23 protein-coding genes are annotated in these 19,040 nt (G+C 43.2%); 10 read left to right on the plus strand and 13 right to left on the minus strand.

Going from position 1 to position 19,040, the window contains the following annotated elements; translation table 11 throughout:
- Positions 1-91: 91 nt before the first annotated feature.
- The 5 genes from VX941_06190 to VX941_06210 all read left to right on the plus strand — a co-directional run bounded on the left by VX941_06190 (position 92) and on the right by VX941_06210 (position 3,653).
- Complete coding sequence (locus VX941_06190; GenBank protein ID MEE2932996.1) at positions 92-343, plus strand: nitrate reductase; 252 nt, start codon at positions 92-94, stop codon at positions 341-343.
- A 142-nt stretch (positions 344-485) separates the two neighbouring features.
- Complete coding sequence (locus tag VX941_06195; protein ID MEE2932997.1) at positions 486-836, plus strand: VOC family protein; 351 nt, start codon at positions 486-488, stop codon at positions 834-836.
- Between the two features lie 290 nt (positions 837-1,126).
- On the plus strand, positions 1,127-2,206 hold the full coding sequence (locus VX941_06200) for a sirohydrochlorin chelatase (protein MEE2932998.1): 1,080 nt from the start codon (positions 1,127-1,129) through the stop codon (positions 2,204-2,206).
- A 284-nt stretch (positions 2,207-2,490) separates the two neighbouring features.
- Positions 2,491-2,721, plus strand: coding sequence for a surface-adhesin E family protein (locus VX941_06205; GenBank protein ID MEE2932999.1), 231 nt, complete (start codon positions 2,491-2,493; stop codon positions 2,719-2,721).
- 128 nt (positions 2,722-2,849) lie between these two features.
- On the plus strand, positions 2,850-3,653 hold the full coding sequence (locus tag VX941_06210) for a dienelactone hydrolase family protein (GenBank protein MEE2933000.1): 804 nt from the start codon (positions 2,850-2,852) through the stop codon (positions 3,651-3,653).
- A 927-nt stretch (positions 3,654-4,580) separates the two neighbouring features.
- On the opposite strand, the gene VX941_06215 is transcribed toward VX941_06210, so the two are convergent.
- Positions 4,581-4,955 (minus strand): hypothetical protein, encoded by a 375-nt coding sequence (locus VX941_06215; protein MEE2933001.1) that lies wholly within the window; start codon positions 4,953-4,955, stop codon positions 4,581-4,583.
- A 151-nt stretch (positions 4,956-5,106) separates the two neighbouring features.
- Between VX941_06215 and VX941_06220 the strand changes: the two genes are divergently transcribed.
- Positions 5,107-5,496 (plus strand): dihydroneopterin aldolase, encoded by a 390-nt coding sequence (locus VX941_06220; GenBank protein MEE2933002.1) that lies wholly within the window; start codon positions 5,107-5,109, stop codon positions 5,494-5,496.
- A 179-nt stretch (positions 5,497-5,675) separates the two neighbouring features.
- Positions 5,676-6,137, plus strand: a complete 462-nt coding sequence (locus VX941_06225) for a DUF4864 domain-containing protein (protein MEE2933003.1) — start codon at positions 5,676-5,678, stop codon at positions 6,135-6,137.
- Positions 6,138-6,161: 24 nt separating this feature from the next.
- On the opposite strand, the gene VX941_06230 is transcribed toward VX941_06225, so the two are convergent.
- Genes VX941_06230 through VX941_06240 form a run of 3 tightly spaced genes read right to left on the minus strand, consistent with a single transcriptional unit; the run spans position 6,162 to position 8,696 of the window.
- Positions 6,162-7,532, minus strand: a complete 1,371-nt coding sequence (locus VX941_06230; GenBank protein ID MEE2933004.1) for a phytanoyl-CoA dioxygenase family protein — start codon at positions 7,530-7,532, stop codon at positions 6,162-6,164.
- Between the two features lie 43 nt (positions 7,533-7,575).
- Positions 7,576-8,172: a thiamine pyrophosphate-dependent enzyme gene (locus tag VX941_06235; protein MEE2933005.1), complete on the minus strand. Its 597-nt coding sequence runs from the start codon at positions 8,170-8,172 to the stop codon at positions 7,576-7,578.
- Entirely contained in the window at positions 8,169-8,696 is a 528-nt protein-coding gene (locus VX941_06240; protein ID MEE2933006.1) for a thiamine pyrophosphate-binding protein, read from the minus strand. Before VX941_06240 ends, VX941_06235 begins: the two co-directional genes overlap by 4 nt.
- 239 nt (positions 8,697-8,935) lie before the next feature.
- Here VX941_06240 and VX941_06245 point away from each other — a divergent pair, with 239 nt between their 5' ends.
- Positions 8,936-9,997 (plus strand): 3-oxoacyl-[acyl-carrier-protein] synthase III C-terminal domain-containing protein, encoded by a 1,062-nt coding sequence (locus VX941_06245; protein ID MEE2933007.1) that lies wholly within the window; start codon positions 8,936-8,938, stop codon positions 9,995-9,997.
- A 5-nt stretch (positions 9,998-10,002) separates the two neighbouring features.
- The gene (locus VX941_06250; protein MEE2933008.1) at positions 10,003-10,530 is read left to right on the plus strand and encodes an isoprenylcysteine carboxylmethyltransferase family protein; all 528 of its coding nucleotides are present in this window, start codon (positions 10,003-10,005) and stop codon (positions 10,528-10,530) included.
- Between the two features lie 66 nt (positions 10,531-10,596).
- On the opposite strand, the gene VX941_06255 is transcribed toward VX941_06250, so the two are convergent.
- On the minus strand, positions 10,597-10,755 hold the full coding sequence (locus VX941_06255; protein ID MEE2933009.1) for a hypothetical protein: 159 nt from the start codon (positions 10,753-10,755) through the stop codon (positions 10,597-10,599).
- A 257-nt stretch (positions 10,756-11,012) separates the two neighbouring features.
- Here VX941_06255 and mazG point away from each other — a divergent pair, with 257 nt between their 5' ends.
- On the plus strand, positions 11,013-11,822 hold the full coding sequence (gene mazG / locus VX941_06260) for a nucleoside triphosphate pyrophosphohydrolase (GenBank protein MEE2933010.1): 810 nt from the start codon (positions 11,013-11,015) through the stop codon (positions 11,820-11,822).
- A 10-nt stretch (positions 11,823-11,832) separates the two neighbouring features.
- Here the strand turns inward: mazG and VX941_06265 are convergent, their stop codons facing one another.
- The 8 genes from VX941_06265 to VX941_06300 all read right to left on the minus strand — a co-directional run bounded on the left by VX941_06265 (position 11,833) and on the right by VX941_06300 (position 19,014).
- Positions 11,833-12,702: an NAD(P)-dependent oxidoreductase gene (locus VX941_06265; protein ID MEE2933011.1), complete on the minus strand. Its 870-nt coding sequence runs from the start codon at positions 12,700-12,702 to the stop codon at positions 11,833-11,835.
- 54 nt (positions 12,703-12,756) lie between these two features.
- Complete coding sequence (locus VX941_06270) at positions 12,757-13,572, minus strand: inositol monophosphatase (protein MEE2933012.1); 816 nt, start codon at positions 13,570-13,572, stop codon at positions 12,757-12,759.
- A 64-nt stretch (positions 13,573-13,636) separates the two neighbouring features.
- Entirely contained in the window at positions 13,637-15,277 is a 1,641-nt protein-coding gene (gene groL, locus VX941_06275) for a chaperonin GroEL (protein ID MEE2933013.1), read from the minus strand.
- A 25-nt stretch (positions 15,278-15,302) separates the two neighbouring features.
- Positions 15,303-15,590 (minus strand): co-chaperone GroES, encoded by a 288-nt coding sequence (locus VX941_06280; GenBank protein ID MEE2933014.1) that lies wholly within the window; start codon positions 15,588-15,590, stop codon positions 15,303-15,305.
- 160 nt (positions 15,591-15,750) lie between these two features.
- Entirely contained in the window at positions 15,751-17,067 is a 1,317-nt protein-coding gene (gene hflX, locus VX941_06285) for a GTPase HflX (protein MEE2933015.1), read from the minus strand.
- A 17-nt stretch (positions 17,068-17,084) separates the two neighbouring features.
- Positions 17,085-17,357 (minus strand): RNA chaperone Hfq, encoded by a 273-nt coding sequence (hfq, locus tag VX941_06290; protein ID MEE2933016.1) that lies wholly within the window; start codon positions 17,355-17,357, stop codon positions 17,085-17,087.
- Positions 17,358-17,491: 134 nt separating this feature from the next.
- Positions 17,492-18,154, minus strand: a complete 663-nt coding sequence (locus VX941_06295; protein MEE2933017.1) for an HAD family hydrolase — start codon at positions 18,152-18,154, stop codon at positions 17,492-17,494.
- On the minus strand, positions 18,151-19,014 hold the full coding sequence (locus tag VX941_06300) for a D-amino-acid transaminase (GenBank protein ID MEE2933018.1): 864 nt from the start codon (positions 19,012-19,014) through the stop codon (positions 18,151-18,153). The genes VX941_06295 and VX941_06300 overlap by 4 nt, the downstream gene beginning before the upstream one ends.
- Between the last annotated feature and the right edge of the window lie 26 nt (positions 19,015-19,040).

Here is a 19,040-nt window from a genome sequence, read left to right on the forward strand (position 1 = left end):
CCAATGCTTAGTTTCAACCTTTTACGTAAAGCCGTTCTCTCTAGGATGCTGTCGAGAAAAAATTAGGCGAAGAAAGGAGCCATTTTACAGCATGTTCGAATTTACAAATAAACCCAAGGTTAATCATACACAACGCGTAAAAGATTTAGTGCGTAATACATGGGGTATAGATGATAATGTTGTAATCATGGTATCGGAACTGAAGTGTCACGAGGATGGATGTCCGGATGTAGAAACTGTGATTGCACTGATGCCTGAAGACCAAAATCCAACAAAAATTAAAATTGCAAGTCCGATTGCCGAAGTGGATTCTAATACAATAAAGAAACACAAACCCAAGTAATTTTAAAATTTTATGAAAATGACGAAGCTTACCGTGACGCCTACTCCATCAATTTCTGTTCTTTTTGAAAGCAGAGATCCAGAATTTAAATGCACTCTCTGCATGCCGCGGTATAAGCGTAGAAGCGTTGTGTACCAAGCATATGATTGAGGGGATAAGCGCCGTCACTTTCGCCACGCATGACATGAAGCGGGCAGTTCATTTTTACAAGAGTTTGGGTTTTGAACTCAAGTATGGTGGCGAGGATGCCTCTTTCAGTAGCTTTTTCGCTGGAGACGGTTTCGTCAATCTGACCGTTCAAGCGCCAGAAAAACAATGGTCATGGTGGGGGCGTGCTATATTTTATGTAGCTGATGTCGACGCTATTTATAATTTAGCGGTAAAATCTGGCTACACTCCAGATACCCCTCCGAAGGACGCTACTTGGGGGGAGCGCTTTTTTCACATCACAGATCCTGATGGACATGAATTAAGCTTTGCACGCCCTCTTTAAAAGGATAGGCGAAATGATTGCACACAGTTTGAATGCTACTAGCACCTCAGTTTGCCGACAAATATAGAATAAACACTGTTAGGGCCCATAAAGCAGCAATCCCCAGTATAACCGAAATTAAGGGGACAAACCATTTCTTCATCTACCAACCCTTTCTGCTAACCCCAAGCGGTGCTATCACTTTCCCCATGGATTACATCGTGGGTACCCTATAGGGCAAGGTGGACGTTAGTGAATGTACGGCAAGAGTATTCACTTATGAACTAACGATTTTAAGAAAGCTAAAATCTATGACTAAAAAAGGTATTATGATTTGTGGACACGGCAGTCGGTCTAAAAAAGCTGAAAAAGAGTTCGCGTTACTTGCGAAGGGCTTAAAAAAAAGGTTTCCAAAAACCCCAGTGAGATATGGATTCCTAGAATATTCTGCTCCTAATATCCATATGGGTCTTGATGAGCTACGAGATATGGGCGTCGAAGAAATCTTAGCCGTGCCGGGCATGCTCTTTGCTGCGACACACGCAAAAAATGATATTCCATCTGTTCTTACAACTTATCAGGAAAAGAATATTGGAATTAAAATAAAATATGGGCGTGAATTAGCATTACACCCAGAAATGATTGCTGCTTTTCAAGCCAGAATTCTGGAGGCTTTGGAGATTACTGATATCAACCAGAACACTTTTTACGATACAATGTTAGTGGTTGTGGGGAGAGGCACCTCAGATGCTCAGGCTAATGCCGAGGCTGCCAAGTTAACCAGAATAGTTGCAGAAAATATGGGTTTCGGATGGTCGGAAACCTTTTATTCAGGGGTGACTTTTCCATCCGTGGGTCAGGGTTTGGAAATTATAACCAAGCTTGGATACAAAAAAATTGTCGTGGCCCCTTATTTTCTTTTCACGGGGAGACTAATTGACCGTATTAACAAATACGTAGATATTATTGCGCAAAAACACTCGGATATTCAATTTTTTAAAGCAAAATATCTAGCCGATCAAAATCACGTGATCGATACTTTTGTAGAGAGAATAAAAGAAGCCGAAACCGGTATCTTTTCAGATAACAACGATCTGATGTCATCGTTCAAGAAACGCTTGAAAAAGGGCATGGTGTCGGTCCATCATCATCACGCAGAATACAAACAAATTGTGGATCCTGAAGATGATGATGCGATTGAGTCAGATAGCGATTCTCATGACCACGGGCACTCTCATGACCACGGGCACTCTCATGGCTTTTATAAGCATATTGCTCATCCAAATGGCCCTAGAACTATGATTGATGAGGGAGTTTGCTGCTGCTTTATGAGCCAATTTCCTCCAGAGGTAATTGAGGATGAACGGAAGCTAAGACGCAACAAAAAGTAAAATTCGTCATTCATGTACCGAAAATTCTTTTCAGGATACCTTGCCAGTGAACACAGCAAACTGCGGCAATGCGGGCTCCATAAATTTTTTGAAGTTTTGATTGTAATAATTTTAGTTCGAAAAAATCTGTGTCCACTTGGACTGGCGCTAACAATATTATTCTTAGTAACAATAATCCCAGTTCCGTCGAATGCAGAATGGACAAAAGTTGTAAAGAATGAAAATGGAAATACAGTTTTTGTCGACTTTGAGCGAATTCGGAAAAAGAACGATTATATATTTTTCTGGTCGTTAATAGACAGACAAATACAAATCATCTCGGGTATCTATCAACTCAAGTATATCGCCAAGCGGATTGTAAGATGACTCGGTACAAAATATTAAAATACATTTTCCACGAGAAGCGGATGGGTAATGAAAGTGGCACTTCTATTGATCCAATAAAACCAAATTGGGAGTTTCCTTCACCTCTATCAGAGGAGGAATTACTCCTAAACGTAGTATGTAGCCGCTGAAATTTGGAAGACTATGAGCCTGATATCTTGCACCGACCATACATTGATTTCTATTACGGTGGCCCTTTAAAATAAAAAACAATATAACTGTCGTGTGCAGAAACTAGATTGTAAGTCGGAGGATTGCGATGTTGAAAAAACTTGCTAGCGTGATAATTGCGATTGTAGTTTTTTATGGGCTTTCCCCCGTGGACGCTAAAGCGGGAATTAAAACACAAACTGTTGCGTATACGGTAGGTAATGAAAAATTTACCGGCTATCTCGCCTATAATGATGCAACTTCAGACAAACGACCTGGTATCATTGTTGTACATGAATGGTGGGGCCATGATGCTTACGCTCGAAAGCGCGCAGAAATGCTGGCGAAACTTGGATATACCGCACTTGCGCTTGATATGTATGGTACTGGAAAATTGGCTAGCCATCCAAAGGATGCCCAAAGTTTTATGACAGCGGCAACTAAATCCGTTGATCAAATGAAATCTAGGTTTCTCGCAGCTTATGACCTTTTAAAAAAACACAATACGGTAGAAACAACAAAAATAGCAGCCATTGGTTATTGTTTCGGCGGCAACGTGGCTATTAACATGGCGCTCGCTGGTGTCGACTTAAATGCTGTCGTCGCCTACCACAGCACGCTAACACAGTGGGTGAAGAAAACACCTAAGGATCTCAAAACGAAGGTCCGCGTATTTAACGGGGCAGACGACCCATTCCTTAACAAATCCACAATAGATGCTTTTGATGCTGTTATGAAAGCTTCAGGAGCCGACTACAAACATATTTATTATCCCGGCGTCGTTCATAGCTTCACTAATCCGGGTGCTACTGAAAAGGGGAAAAAGTTCAAATTACCGCTCGCGTATAACGCGAAGGCGGACAAGGATTCGTGGCTAGAAACACTAAAGCTGTTTCGTGAGGTTTTCAACTAGCCGTTTCATAACGCTTCAGCCGTTACCAACATTTAAAACTTCAGTATCATATCCTTACACAAGATGATTAGTCGCACAATAAAACGAGCTAATGCACAGAGACAATGAGCGGAAACAAAGCTACTTAGGATAGTGGAAAGCTCTAGGCCATGCTTTAGATCAGAAATTCTTTGTAATTGGGCCCAATAGTGACCCCAAAGGATGTTATGCCAGAAACTCAAAAGGCCAATAATGTTACGAAACCCCAGGACCATTATACCCACCCAAATCGCCTGATATTCTGCTCGCCGGCATCCTTGTGTAGGTTAACGCATTCTTGACAGCACTTAAGTATTCTTACAGATATTCAGTTTGATTATCTGGCGCCGGTGATAGTTTCCGACGATTTTAGAGCAAATATTTGCTATAAGAAATCTGTATCCATACTTTTGGCGCAAAAGGTTAAAAGCTGCATCTATTTCATTATTTTTATCAACTAAAAATGCATCCCCGCTAAACCATTCACTACTTAGTTTTCCAATAGCATTGCAGCTCGCCAATCGTACTCTCTTAAAATTCCGTATTCTTTTTACTTTGCCTGAATTTTGTACCGAATAAACATAAAGAGTTGATGGATTAGCATGTGCAAACCATACTGGTGTATTAACATAAGTCCCGTCGCGCTTTTTGGTCGAGAGATTTATGTAGTGTTGCTGTGAGGAAAACATGCAGTTGATCTTTCACAAAAACATTCTTTATTACTGTTTTTTAGAAATGCAAAACAATAGAAATTCATGAATACATGCCCAGTTTAACCAAAGTTGGACGCTACAAAAAGGAGAACTTCAATGGCAAAACAAAGCAAAACACCCCGCTGGATATTTTATTATTATGCCGCCGCCTATATTTTGCTAGTAACTACGGTTCTTTACATCGCACCGTAGTTGATTACCTTTCTGAATGTAAAATTAGGTCGGTGCTGTTTATCCAAAATTCATCCAGATCAACAGGCTTATCGCCAGTTATATCGATCCAGTTTTGAATCAACCGACGATATCCATGAAACACCATCCACAATCCACCAACCTCATTCAAACCTTTTGCAAATCTCCACAATTGTCTAATTTGTTTGGGTTTTAACTCTTCAATCCTTTGGACCTTAAAGTGATTTAGCACCAGATCTTGTAACGGATGCGAGTATTTATCTGTCATAAGCTCTCCATAAAGAGCAAACTGCGTAAGTTGTTTTTCGATGTCGCGGTAAATGAGTAAGCGGTGTTGAATATTAGGATCGTTTTGAGTGTCTACAGGATCGAAATTCATTGCAGTTACTTTTGTGATAAATTCAGATGATAGTTAAAATATCATTACTGCGTTCAGAAAATACTTGCTACCAAAGAATTGAGTTATGCGAGATGATTCACAAGTACACCGAGGAAGTCATTTTGCATTTTGATAGTTTCAGAGGAATAAATTGGACGCTACCATAGAGCTTACGGATCTCCAACTAAGTGTGTGCATTGGCAAACATAGCGCTGCGAAGATTTTACCTGAAATACAGGTGTTGGACCTCGTGTTAACCGTAAATCCAAGACTAGTATGCACCGAAACTGACACAATGGCTGATGTCTTTGATTACGATCCCATATTAGATTTTGTACACGAATCCACAAAAGACAAACGATACGAAACACAGGAGTGTTTGATATCCCGGCTGGCGCGTCACTGCGCACAATTTGAAGAAGTCACTCAGATTGATATTACAATCAGAAAAGAGAGCAAGGGCAAGGCTACAGGAAAACTTGGTGTCAGGTTGGTTCTAAATGAAGAAGACGTAAGAAAATTTCGCGGTGTTCCCGTTTAACTAACTTTGGGTTGCGAAAATATATACTCTGATAATGGGTGCTTTGCAGGCTCACAAGAAATCATTATCTGATGTGCGTCAATTTATTTACCTTCGAAAGGGTAGAAAAACTTCAAATGTGACTTACATCTTATGCTTATGATTTTCCGCATTGAATGGCATTAGGGTTGGAGATTATGATGAAGAAATTTATTGCAAGTCTGACTTTTGTGATAGCTTTAACAGAGTTTACTAATGCACAAGAGCTACTGACGCCAAACCCTGATATCTCGGCAAAGCGTGTAGTTGAAATACAATTGACAGCGCTCCAACAAAACGACAGCCCGTCAGTCGATGCCGGCATCGTGCAGACATGGAAGTTCGCCCATCCCGACAATAAAAAGTATACCGGACCGCTTGCACGCTTCGCCGCTATGGTAAAGGGTCCTTATTATAGAGATATGATAAACCATTCTGAACACACCATAAAGTCAATTGTGACAACTAATCAGTATGCTTTATTCAGGGTGATAATTGTTTCAAAAGATAACGTCAGGTCGACGTTTAAATGGGAACTAATGAAAGCAAAAACGGGAACGCTAAACGGGGCATGGATGACTACGTCAGTTTCACCTCCGCTGCGTGCGGAGGGGTCTGTTTAACCGGCATAGCACAAAGTTATTAAATCAAACGATAGGAAGTCCATCCTTATTAAATTCGCCAATCCTGCAGGTACCTTCTTCATTACCATTACCGTTATAGCGGAAGTACTGCACGTGTGTTGTGGGTAAGCCATAACTCCTTGTTACAGGGTTGCCGTCTTCATCGATTTGGTTTTGCCACATATCCATCCACTTTGCGATTTCTGCTCCTTTTAATATCTCCCCTGCCTTATCAGACTTGTGTAAATCCAACGAGGACATCCAAGTGTAATCCTCCTCTGCATGATCAAGTAGAATTGCTGAGGATAGCATGCGGTGCCCATACACTCTACATCTACTCTCCTTCTCTTCATCGTTGTTGCTCGTCTTGCTGACGATATCTGTCAGCCAACTCAGCCAAGGCAGCTTCAAACCAAAGCGATCTTTGAAATGGTTCATTACCGAACCCATCACGTTACAAGCGTCTAAAATACTGGCTCCATCATCCTCTTTAGCATCGCATTTCGGCAGTTGCCATTTACCAGCATTGTTTCTAATCAAAAGGATTTTAGCATTACGGTCTTCAATAAGTATCTGTGCTTCCTCAATGCAGTTGACAGGTTTTTGTTGGATAGCGGCAAATCTGCCATCTCCACGATGATACGGGATCACATGCTTATTACCTGCAGACAGAAAGTCGTGCACTGAAGAAGGATAAATTGTTGGGCCGCAGGCAGGAGGAGAAGATTTTGCGTGAAATTTCATATAAAGCCCACACCGATCAGAATTACCATAGTTTGGTCGAGGCTCATGCCAAAGGAACCCATCCATCAGAACGACATCACCCTTTTTTAATACCGGATCAACTAATTCAATCTGGCTGGGCACTGGAACCTTCGCTGCATCAACTTGATGAACGCGACCGTCCGAAGGCAATACAATTGATTTTCGATGGGAACCGGGCGCGACAGTTAAAGGCCCAACGGCTTCGGTATAATCAACGAATGGTATAACCGCAAACATCCAATTTATATTCGATCCGACGCATCGCCAGGGTTTATAGTCATAATGGGCCCCACTACCGTTAACGAAAGGCCTATCACCAATACCTGCACCGGGAGGCCGCATAATAGACCAGTATTGCGCTAATATGGCAGGCTCACCAAAAAGTTCTTCAACCGCTGCTAAGATGGCTGGATGAGCCAAGCTAACTTCCGCTATCTCAGGGTGTTTATCTAACACACGTGGACCCATGGAATGTATTCCAGGAGCAGGATACGCTGGGCCTTTATGGAACGTGTCGTAATCACCTTTGCAAAATGCTGCACGTATCGGCGTAGACAGACGCTCTACGTCTTGATTGGTCAACACCCCCCTAAGGACATGGAACCCATTTTTCTCAAAATCTTCTTTCATAGCCCCCGCCTTGTTGATTCAATAGTAGCAAACCAAGATACCATTATGGCAACGTTGCCTTACCTATCCCCAATAATGCTGTTCTAAACCGGTCCTTCAAATAACTACCACTACTTGATGGAAGGACGAATTTCAGCTTTTCATATTTTATTTTGGCGACAGCCACGACTGGTCCGGGTTCATTAAAGAGAAAGGATTTAAGGTCTTCAACTTCTTCCAAATTATTAACAGAGCGGACAGATTTGATCCCTGAGGCCTCTGCAATCGCCGCAAGGTCGGTTGGTCCCGCTGTATGAGTGAATTGAGCACCGGTCTCGCCAAAACGGCTATTATCTAAAACCAAAATAGCTAAATTGGGAGTTGGCTTCCATGCTATGGTTGAGAAAGCACCCATACCCATTAACATTTCACCATCACCGGTAATAACTAGGACCCGTCTTTCTTTTTGGGCCTGCGCTAGCCCATAGCCGATCATTGCAGCCCCGCCCATAGCTCCCCAAATATACATGTTATGGTCGTGATCGCCCGCTGCCGCCACATCCCAACATGGAGAACCGAGGCCTGCAACAACCGCTAAACCACTTGGACGCGCATCAAGAAGTGATTTAACGAATGGGCGTCGGGAGATCTCATTCGTCATTTAGCCAACTCCCTAAAATCTTTTGCTCCTAAAAGTTCTTGCGACAGCAAAACCGCGCACAGTTGCTGTGAATCATATGCTAGCCGTGCCATATTCTCCACTGCTGGCGCAACTTGCCCAGGCTCTTCAGCGCGATACAGACGCACCCCCATAGCTTCCAAGCAAGCCGGCGTTCCCTGCCCCATAGGCACCTGCCACGGGTTAAATTCTCCATATTCACCACGCATCGTAACAATAATAAGAATAGGAATACGGCACGTGTTGGGCATTGCGAGGGCATTTATAATGTTTCCTACACCACTTGATTGAAGCAACATTACACCCTTGCGACCTCCAAGCCACGCACCAGAAAGCATGTGAATACCTTCTTCCTCGCTGGTACACGTTATGCAATCCACCTCATTATCTGCTTCACACATTTCTATCACTTTAGCATGACCTGCATCCGGTACATGACACACTAAATCAATACCTTGGCGCCTTAACGCCGTGAAGGTCTGTTTCTGCCACACATTATCTTCCATATCTATGGTCTCTAAAATTTAAATTACGCGCCAATACAGCAAATTTTGACCACGAAATCTAGCTAGACCAAAAAATATGTATTTTTTTGGACATATTGAATCGTACTGAGTGGTTTTTGAATTATATGAAAAATAGAGCTGTACTGCTTAGTGATAGAAGCATTGCACCCCGGAAAACGATCTTAAAGGTTACAATGCCTTAGTCTATGAGATAACGTTAACACCTAAAGAATTTGCATATGCTTCCAACATCTCCCATGTCGTCACCTGCATGCATTTTGTCTTTAACGACTGCCGTACCTAAATACGTAATAGAGCAATCAGAATTCGAAGAGTTAGGACGAACTATCTTTAAAGAAAGACCGAGTACTTTTGCACGACTATCAAAAACATATGAAAATGCCGGGATCACTCGTCGCTATTCTTGCGTGCCAATTGAATGGTACACCACAGCCACTGGCTGGAAAAATCGAACCGAGCTTTTTGTAGAGAATGCTACTACCCTCCTTAATGAGATTGCCATACAGGCGCTCCACGATGCTAAACTAAGCCCGGCGGATATAGACGGTATGGTAACAGTCTCATCGACTGGCCTTTCGGTACCTAGCCTCGATGCCTTGTTAATGGATAAGATCCCGTTTAGACGCAATATTGAACGCCTTCCCATTTTCGGTCTTGGCTGTGCCGGAGGAATTATGGGCCTGAACCGGGTTTCAGCATTAGCGCGGGCCGCTCCTGGCAGTAAATGGCTTTTATTGGTTGTAGAACTGTGTGGCCTAACGTTTCGCAGCTCAGACCTATCCAAAAGTAATATTATAGCAACCGCACTTTTCGGTGACGGTGCAGCAGGTGGAGTCATTTCAACCGATGGTAACAGATATAGATTAATAGCCGGTGGAGAATACTGCTGGCCAAACACCAAAGAGATTATGGGTTGGACAATAGAAGAAGATGGTTTTGGCGTTCAGTTTAGTCGTGATGTGCCAACGCTTGTACGAAAGAATCTGAGAATCGCTGCCGAAGAATTTCTTATGTCAAAACATATATCTCCTTCCTCGATACAGAACTACATATTCCACCCTGGAGGAGCAAAAGTTTTAGATGCTTTGGAAAAAGCATTAAAACTGGATAAAACTCGGCTAGCAACTGCTCGCGCTGTCCTAAAAGAATATGGCAATATGTCTGCGCCGACTGTACTCTTTGTTTTAAAGAAATCTATGGAGCGCGGCCTTAAAGACAAGAGTTTGTTAGGTGCGCTTGGGCCCGGTTTTTCCGCTGGCTTTACAGTTTTGGAGCGATAACGAGATTGTCTGTTTTGCATTTAATTTTAGTATCTGTAGTGATACTTCGCCTTTTTGAATTAATACATTCCCACAGAAATGCGAAACGTCTCCTCGAAAATGGTGGGGTCGAGTACGGCAGCAAACATTATCCATTACTAGTTCTAATTCATGTGAGTTGGTTGATCTCGATTTGGTGGGTTGTTCCATCTGCTACAGAACCGAGTTTAAAGTTACTTTCTGTGTTCATTCTACTTCAAATATCCAGGTTTTGGATTATCGCAAGTCTCGGCCCCTTTTGGACTACACGAGTTATTTCATCAAATGACTTTCCAATTATCAACCGGGGGCCATACCGCTTTATGAAACACCCAAATTATTTAGTGGTTTGCGCAGAAATAGCAGTGTTACCGATGGTTTTTGGGGCTTTAGAGATAGCAATAATATTCAGTATTTTAAACGCCGCAGCACTCGCTTGGCGGATTAAAATTGAGGAGAATGCATTGGAAACACGTCGCAATAAGAAGATACCCAATCATTCCGGTTCATTGTGACGATATCATCAAACGGTAATCGCTGCATTAAGACTAAAAGTACTCGGCGTTTAGATCTCGATCACGCTAATAGGTGTCCCGAAAAATCTCTAAAAGCCTTCGTGCCTCCGAATTGTGATCGGCATATTGCATTAGACCTTTGGTGATGTAGGAGGAAAAACCCATAGCCTCAATTTTGCCTCGGAGCCTGTAGCGCCCTGCATTTTCTACCAAATCATCATGCACAAACCTTCGTGCCGTCAAATTCAACTGAGATTTTACGAAGCAGTTTTTTTGACCGCCAGCGGTTTTGCGGGCTTGCCGTCGCCATCTACGCCTCCACTACGGCGATCATTATTTAATTATGTTTTATTTTCCTTATCCATGATCACAAAACAAGTAACCTTGGCAAATTATCATTAGACGAATTTCTTAGGTTTGAAATATAAACAGCATTACAAACCAAGGTCCAACGGAGCTGGCAAATAGGATACAGTTGCATAATGAGTAATAAAATCAAAAAATTGCTAAGCGTTATGAGACAGCTCCGTCACCCGGAAACCGGTTGCCCATGGGACCGAAAACAGACTTATGAGTCGATTGCCCCTTACACCATAGAGGAGGCGTATGAGGTTGAAGACGCTGTTGAACGAAAGGATATAGATGCGCTTAAATCAGAATTAGGCGATCTTCTATTTCAGGTCGTATTTTACTCGCAAATTGCTAATGAAGACGGTGAGTTTTCTTTCGATGATGTTGTTGAAACTATCACAGAAAAGATGGTCGAACGCCATCCTCATGTATTTTCCAATGAAACTTTTCATAATGCAGAGGGACAAACTAATAATTGGGAGGCACACAAGCAGGAGGAACGAAGCAGAAAAGCAGCTTTAGAAAAACGTTCTATCAGTATTTTAGATGATGTTCCTAAAAACCTTCCAGCACTAGTACGAGCAAAAAAACTTACCAAAAGAGCTGCAACAGTAGGTTTTGACTGGTCACAAACGGACCAGGTCGTTGCAAAAATTGACGAAGAACTGGCTGAAGTAAAAGCCGAAATAAATGCCAACACATCACAAACCTGTCTGGAAGATGAAATTGGAGATCTTCTCTTTACAGTTGCTAATTTAGCACGGCATTACAAAATTGACCCTGAAACTGCGCTCAAAAAAACAAACCGAAAATTTATTGATCGCTTTCATTTTATCGAACGAAAGCTGGAAGCTGCCGATATGAGCTTTGAAGATGCTAGCTTAGAATTAATGGAAGAGCATTGGCAAACAGCTAAAACTGTACCTCTAAAAATAGACTAGCACTTTGTGATTAATCGTTTTTAAGTAAATGCATAAGACTGGATGTGTCCCAACGTTCTCCACCACGACTTTGAACGGCAGCATAAAATTGGTCTACTAAAGCCGCTACAGGAAGCCTCGCGCCGTTACTATGCGCCTCTTGAAGGGCAATACCGAGATCCTTTCTCATCCAATCTACAGCAAAGCCAAAGTCATATTCATCCTTACACATGGTTTTAGCTCGGTTTTCCATTTGCCAAGACCCGGCTGCACCTTTTGAAATCGTTGATATAACTTTTTCCATATCAAGGCCGGCTTTTATACCAAAGTTCATACCTTCTGCCAGACCTTGTACAAGGCCGGCAATGCATATTTGATTCACCATTTTTGTGAGTTGGCCACTTCCCGGTGGCCCAATAAGGGTCACTTGGCGCGCAAAACAGTTAAGAACTGGCTCGGCTTTTTCAAATATATCTGTATCACCACCACACATTACTGTAAGAATTCCATTTTCTGCACCGGCTTGACCACCCGAGACGGGCGCATCAATGAACCCGATCCCTTTATCTTTTGCAATTTTATGTAATTCGACTGCGAGGGTTGCCGAAGCTGTTGTATTGTCAACCAAGACAGAGCCGGGTTGCATACCCTCAAGTGCGCCGTTTTTGCCCAAAAGAACACTACGAACGTCTGCATCATTGCCAACACATGAAAAAACAAAGTCTGCCCCTGAGGCCGCCTCGTTTGGCGTCGCTGCACCTCTCCCCTCGAATTCTTTTACCCATTTTTCTGCCTTACTCTTAGTGCGATTATAAACGGAAATATCATGCCCACCCTTTTGAAGATGGCCAGCCATCGAGTAGCCCATCACACCTAAACCGATAAAAGCAATCTTACTCATCGAAAGTCCTCATTTTTGTTAGTGATACAAATAAATTCCTATGGTCAGGAAACTTTAATGTGGCCGTAGGAAGGCATTAATCGAGTTCCAGACTTCTTCATTAGGAGCAGTTAATAGACCATACACTTTATCAGCACTGCTATAAACATCACCGTTCAATAAAGCCGAGTAACCGCCTGCTTCCTTATGTAAGAGAACTCCAGCAGCGTGGTCCCAGGGGTGTAACGTCCGATAAAGAGAAAAATGCTTATCACCACAGGCCAAACGCAAAAAATCAAACCCAGCACAGTGATAATTAACCATTTTGGCAAAGCCCTCGAATTTAGCCCGAACAATATCTCGAAATTCACGCCCCCAAGCACTGGCATGGGCCGACCCAAAAGATTTTTCTAAAGAAACAGAAGAAGCAACACGAATAGGCGTCCCATTGCAAAAGGCACCCTCGCCTTTTGAAGCAATAGCCATCTCGTGGGTCTTCGGAGAATATATTAAGCCGAATATGCTTTCACGTTTCATTATCAGGCTCACAAGTACGGTAAATGGTTCCTTGCCAGCCGCAAAATTTGATGTTCCATCTACAGGGTCGATTAACCACACAGGTGCCTCTTCGTCTAATACCTTTAAAATTGATGGATCGTTCTCAATTGTCTCTTCACCAATTGCTACAGTGCCGGGGAATGATATTTGTAATTCACGGATTAATATCTTTTCTGCTTGTATGTCCGCTGTGGTAACCAAATTACCAGCATTACCCGGCCTTTTCTCAATTATATCAGCACTTTCAAGAGAACCAAACCGTGTAAGAATTTCATCTTCAGCTACTTTCTTTACGATAGTAGCTACTTTTTCCGGGTCTATAATATGTGACACATATCCTCCTAATAAGAAGGGCCGCACACAGTGCGGCCCTTACAGAAATCGATCTTGGCAAAATTTACATCATGCCGCCCATACCACCCATGTCAGGCATTGGTGGTGCTGCAGGAGCAGCAGGCTCCGGCTTTTCAGCTATCATCGCTTCCGTAGTAATTAGAAGACCAGCAACAGACGCTGCATCTTGAAGAGCAGTCCGCACAACCTTAGCTGGGTCAATGATGCCCTTAGCAACCATATCAACATATTTACCTGTTTGGGCGTCGAAACCACTAGTGCTGCCCTTTGCCTCCAATACCTTACCAGAAACAACAGCACCATCTTCACCCGAATTTTCAGCAATTTGACGGATTGGGGCTAAAATGGCCTCCTTAATAATGTCGATGCCTCTACGTTGATCGTCATTAGCAGGATTAAGAGAGTTAAGAGCCTTTTGCGACTTGAGAAGGGCCGTGCCACCACCAGCGACAATACCCTCTTCAACTGCGGCTCGTGTGGCGTGCATTGCGTCGTCCACACGATCTTTTTTCTCTTTAACTTCAACTTCTGTGGCTCCGCCAACGCGGATTACTGCAACACCACCCGCTAGTTTTGCCAACCGTTCCTGCAGCTTTTCACGATCATAATCCGAGGTGGTTTCTTCGACTTGTGCACGGATTTGATTACAGCGACCTGTAATGTCGGACTTTTTGCCGGATCCTTCAACAATCGTAGTGTTGTCTTTGTCTATAGAAACACGCTTCGCACTTCCCATCATGTCCAGTGTAACGTTTTCAAGCTTAATACCTAAATCTTCAGAAACCACCTGTCCTCCGGTGAGGATGGCAATGTCTTGAAGCATTGCTTTGCGGCGATCACCGAAACCAGGAGCTTTGACAGCAGCAACCTTAAGCCCACCACGAAGCTTATTCACTACCAAAGTAGCCAGAGCCTCGCCTTCAACGTCTTCAGCAATGATTATAAGTGGACGCCCGGATTGAACCACGGATTCAAGAACAGGCAACATCGCTTGGAGGCTGGAAAGTTTGCTCTCGTGCAACAGAATGTAAGGATTTTCCATTTCACAGATCATTTTCTCTGCGTTGGTAATGAAATACGGAGACAGGTACCCTCTATCGAATTGCATCCCCTCAACAACGTCTAATTCAGTTTCTAGGCCTTTGGCCTCTTCCACCGTAATAACGCCCTCATTTCCAACTTTTTCCATTGCTTGACTGATCATTCGCCCTACATCTGCGTCACCGTTCGCTGATATAGTTCCCACTTGTGAGATCTCTTCGTTGGTTTTAACTTTTTTTGCACTTTTGCCAATATTGGCGACAACTGCCTCCACCGCAAGATCAATACCGCGCTTGAGATCCATCGGATTCATACCCGCAGCTACCGCCTTCGAACCTTCGCGGACGATCGCTTGTGCTAAAACAGTCGCGGTAGTCGTTCCATCACCGGCAATATCGTTGGTTTTGGACGCAACTTCACGAACCATTTGTGCGCCCATGTTCTCGAACTTGTCTTTAAGTTCGATTTCCTTGGCAACTGTGACGCCGTCTTTGGAAATTCGGGGTGCCCCAAAAGCCTTATCCAAAACGACATTGCGCCCCTTTGGACCAAGCGTCACCTTGACCGCATCGGCCAAAATGTCGACGCCCGCAAGCATTTTAGTGCGCGCGTCAGTTGAAAATTTTACTTCTTTAGCAGCCATTGTATTTAACCTTCCCTTAAGATCCTTACTCGATGATGCCCATAACGTCTGTTTCGCGAACTATCAACAAATCCTCGCCGTCAACCTTCACTTCGGTTCCCGACCACTTGCCATATAGCACGCGATTACCTTTTTTAACGTCGAGGGGGGTAATTTTCCCGTCGTCACCCTTCGTGCCAGATCCGGCGGCGACTACTTCGCCCTCCATCGGCTTTTCTTTGGCGGTGTCTGGAATAATGATCCCCCCAGCAGTCTTCTCTTCCGCATCCAAAGGACGGATTAAAAGACGATCGTGCAGCGGCCTTAGTTTCATTTAGTTTTCTCCTACAAATGTCAAAAGTTTCTCTGAACATATGTTATTAACGCCAGCCTCGCGGTTGTACGTTTCGATTATTGGCACTCTAATAAAACGAGTGCCAGCCGTGATGTAAGTATCGCAAGGTTCTCTGTCAACCAGTCCGTGCTATTTTTTTTTATTTTGTATTGACTAAACTTGGAAAAAGACTGCTAAACCTCTGATAATCAATAGGATTTAGTGTTACAGCTATATGCGCATATGTATCGTCATCTTTGCGCTCAAGAACCTGACCATTACGATAAAGCCATGCTAATGCGGCACCATCAGTAAGAGCTACTTTAATATGGTGACATGCATGAGCCTTATCCAACACACCTTCTATCACACTAATCAGGTTGTTCAGTCCCTCGCCCGACATTGCAGAAACGGGAATTTGCTCTCTGAGCAAACTGTTGTTACGTTGTAGCGTAATCCTCCGGGCTTCATCAAGTAAATCAATTTTATTCAGCACTTCTATCGGAGGTTGTGCATCAGGCCTTACCAATCCTGCAAGCACCCCCATCACATCTTCACATTGAGCCTCTGTATCCGCATGCGAAACATCGCGTACATGTATTAGAATATCGGCCTCACTTACTTCCTCAAGAGTAGCCCTAAACGCAGCTACAAGCTCAGTTGGCAGATCCGAAATAAAACCAACTGTATCTGTCAGCACTACTTGTCTCCCCGAGGGCAATTTTAGGGCACGGTGTGTTGGATCGAGAGTTGCAAAAAGCTGATCCTGTGCAACAACGCTCGACTTAGTTAGACGGTTAAATAGTGTTGATTTTCCTGCGTTTGTGTATCCCACTAATGAAATGATTTCATATGGTTCACGTTTACGAGCTTTGCGATGAATACGTCGTGTTTTACGAATTTTATCGAGTTCACGTTTCAACCTACCCATCCGTTCGTCTATAAGCCGGCGATCAATTTCTAATTGGCTTTCACCCGGACCACCTAAGAAACCAAGCCCTCCACGTTGACGTTCAAGATGCGTCCAACTCCTCACCAAGCGTGATCTTTGATAACTCAGCGAAGCTAATTCTACTTGGGTTCTGCCCTCTCTTGTTTTGGCTCTAGCTCCGAAAATTTCTAATATTAACCCGGTACGATCTATGACTTTTGTATTCCAGATACGCTCCAGATTTCTTTGTTGCACAGGTGATAATGCGCAGTTCATTATCACTAACGACGGACGATTGAGCTCATCCAACATGTTACCGATTCGCTCAGCATGCCCCGAACCGATATATTTGCCGGGATTAATCTTGTTAATTGAGATTATTTCAGCGCCAATAACATGGAGCAGTATTGCTGTCGCAAGCCCGTCAGCCTCATCAAGACACGCCTCTGGGGAACGCCGCACTATACCGTTTTTCAATTTCGGCTGAACTAAGAAACAACGTCCATTTGTATGGCGGTCGGGACGTTCAAATTGGAAACCCGACATGGAGGCCCTATCTATAATTAGTCGTCGGCATCTTCATTAGTATCTTCGCTGGCACCATCACCATCGAATAATTGTACCGGTTGTGATGGCATAACCGTGGAAATCGCATGCTTATAAACCAGCTGAGAGTGAGAGTCTCGACGCAAAAGCACACAGAAATTGTCGAACCAAGTAATAATGCCCTGAAGTTTTACTCCGTTTACCAAAAACACTGTAACAGGCATTTTAGCTTTTCGAACTGAGTTTAAAAAAACATCCTGGAGATTGTGATGCTTATCCGCATTCTTCATCTTACATGCCCCTTTTTATACCATCCTGATCAAGACGGTTATTTTACTTGTTAAGCAAATTAATTTGTTAAGCCTGTATAGAGCCACAGTACCCCACACTAATCAAACAAAAGTAACCATTTTTAAAGACATAGTTATATCGTCTCGAGAAAAGTTGCCAATTCTTTGCAACTGGCTAGCGAGATTTGATTGTGATTCTTTTCAATCTTTGTGAGTTTCTCTTTTTGCCCATTTATTAATACCGGTATACACCCACTATTTTTAGCGGTTTCGATATCAATATCAGAATCTCCGACGTACCAAATGACAGCATCAAACGCTATGGCATTTTTCTGCATAAACAAATTTACAGGAGCTGCATTAGGCTTATCGAAATCTGCGTCACCGGCACCGATGACGTCAAAGAAGTACTTGTCCCAATCAAGGTGTTTAACTTCTTTTCGTAAATATTTCCCTGTCTTATTACTGATAACACCCAGAACATCCACTAACTGCGACGCTCTCGCGAGCATTTCAGAAGCGAACGGCATAGGTTTTAAATTCTGTATATGGAGCTTTTCAAAAGACTCATAAAATACATCTGCTGCATCATGCCATTTTTCTCCAAAAAGCGCAGGAAAGGAATCCCGCAAAGACTTTTGAACTCGCTGCTTTGTCTCCTCAAGATCCCAAGGCTTTTTGCCCATAGCTATAAAGGTTTCAACTAATGCCGCGTGTATAACTTGCCAGCTATCAATCAGTGTATTGTCCCAATCAAATAGAATTACCGCAGGTTTTTCGATGTGTGCTGGCCTCATATTATTCTTTGTGGACTATTTGCAAACTTTATGTACATCGCCTGTATTTTTTTGGTGATAGGGCCCACCTTACCATTTCCAATTTTTTTCCCATTAATAGACAATACCGGCGTAGCTAGAGATGTTGCCGAAGTGAAAAAAGCCTCAGACGCTTTCAATACGTCGTCCGTCGTAAACCCTCTTTCATGAAAATCTAGACGTTCCTCCTCTGCGAGTGCAATAATTGTACGGCGCGTAATGCCATTCAAAATCTCATTGGACGGAGGGCGTGTTAAAAGCTCTCCATTCGCAGTTACAATCCAAGCGTTTGAGGAAGACCCTTCCGTTATGGAGCCACTTTCATCGACCATCCAAGCCTCTCCTGCTCCAGCTTTTACCGCATCGGATTTTGCCAAACAATTGGCGATTAGCTGAGTGGTCTTAATATCACGACGGCGCCATCTTAGGTCAGGTACCGTTATTACCGAAACCCCGTCTCTTATGGTAGGTTTTGCGATAAGATTTGAAGAGCGAGCCATAATAACCAGCGTAGGCGCAATGTTGTCAGGAATGAGATGGTCACGGGGAGCAACTCCTCGCGAAACCTGAAGATAAATGAAGCCGTTTTTGATTCTGTTTAGTCGCACAACCTCTCGAACAAGAAGCGATAAAACTCGGCGAGATTTGGGCAAGGGGATGTCGAGCTCCGAAAGGGAATATTCAAGCCGGTCGAGGTGTTCACTTTCGTCAACGAGACTACCGTTGTTTAGGAAAATAACCTCGTAAACAGCGTCACCAAAATTAAAGCCGCGATCCTCAATGTCAATCGCCGCATTACGACGTTGCAAAAATTTACCATTAACATAGACGCATTTTGCCATTATAGAAAAATCCTTTGATCCCTAAT

Source organism: Pseudomonadota bacterium (assembly GCA_036339585.1).
GTDB lineage: Bacteria > Pseudomonadota > Alphaproteobacteria > UBA8366 > UBA8366 > UBA8366.

Coding starts and splice junctions, on each gene's coding strand:
- VX941_06190 (MEE2932996.1), top strand. CDS start 92: ATGTTCGAATTTACAAATAAACCCAAGGTTAATCATACACAACGCGTA.
- VX941_06195 (MEE2932997.1), top strand. CDS start 486: ATGATTGAGGGGATAAGCGCCGTCACTTTCGCCACGCATGACATGAAG.
- VX941_06200 (MEE2932998.1), top strand. CDS start 1,127: ATGACTAAAAAAGGTATTATGATTTGTGGACACGGCAGTCGGTCTAAA.
- VX941_06210 (MEE2933000.1), top strand. CDS start 2,850: ATGTTGAAAAAACTTGCTAGCGTGATAATTGCGATTGTAGTTTTTTAT.
- VX941_06215 (MEE2933001.1), bottom strand. CDS start 4,955: ATGAATTTCGATCCTGTAGACACTCAAAACGATCCTAATATTCAACAC.
- VX941_06225 (MEE2933003.1), top strand. CDS start 5,676: ATGAAGAAATTTATTGCAAGTCTGACTTTTGTGATAGCTTTAACAGAG.
- VX941_06230 (MEE2933004.1), bottom strand. CDS start 7,532: ATGAAAGAAGATTTTGAGAAAAATGGGTTCCATGTCCTTAGGGGGGTG.
- VX941_06235 (MEE2933005.1), bottom strand. CDS start 8,172: ATGACGAATGAGATCTCCCGACGCCCATTCGTTAAATCACTTCTTGAT.
- VX941_06240 (MEE2933006.1), bottom strand. CDS start 8,696: ATGGAAGATAATGTGTGGCAGAAACAGACCTTCACGGCGTTAAGGCGC.
- VX941_06245 (MEE2933007.1), top strand. CDS start 8,936: ATGCTTCCAACATCTCCCATGTCGTCACCTGCATGCATTTTGTCTTTA.
- mazG (MEE2933010.1), top strand. CDS start 11,013: ATGAGTAATAAAATCAAAAAATTGCTAAGCGTTATGAGACAGCTCCGT.
- VX941_06265 (MEE2933011.1), bottom strand. CDS start 12,702: ATGAGTAAGATTGCTTTTATCGGTTTAGGTGTGATGGGCTACTCGATG.
- groL (MEE2933013.1), bottom strand. CDS start 15,277: ATGGCTGCTAAAGAAGTAAAATTTTCAACTGACGCGCGCACTAAAATG.
- VX941_06280 (MEE2933014.1), bottom strand. CDS start 15,590: ATGAAACTAAGGCCGCTGCACGATCGTCTTTTAATCCGTCCTTTGGAT.
- hflX (MEE2933015.1), bottom strand. CDS start 17,067: ATGTCGGGTTTCCAATTTGAACGTCCCGACCGCCATACAAATGGACGT.
- hfq (MEE2933016.1), bottom strand. CDS start 17,357: ATGAAGAATGCGGATAAGCATCACAATCTCCAGGATGTTTTTTTAAAC.
- VX941_06295 (MEE2933017.1), bottom strand. CDS start 18,154: ATGAGGCCAGCACACATCGAAAAACCTGCGGTAATTCTATTTGATTGG.
- VX941_06300 (MEE2933018.1), bottom strand. CDS start 19,014: ATGGCAAAATGCGTCTATGTTAATGGTAAATTTTTGCAACGTCGTAAT.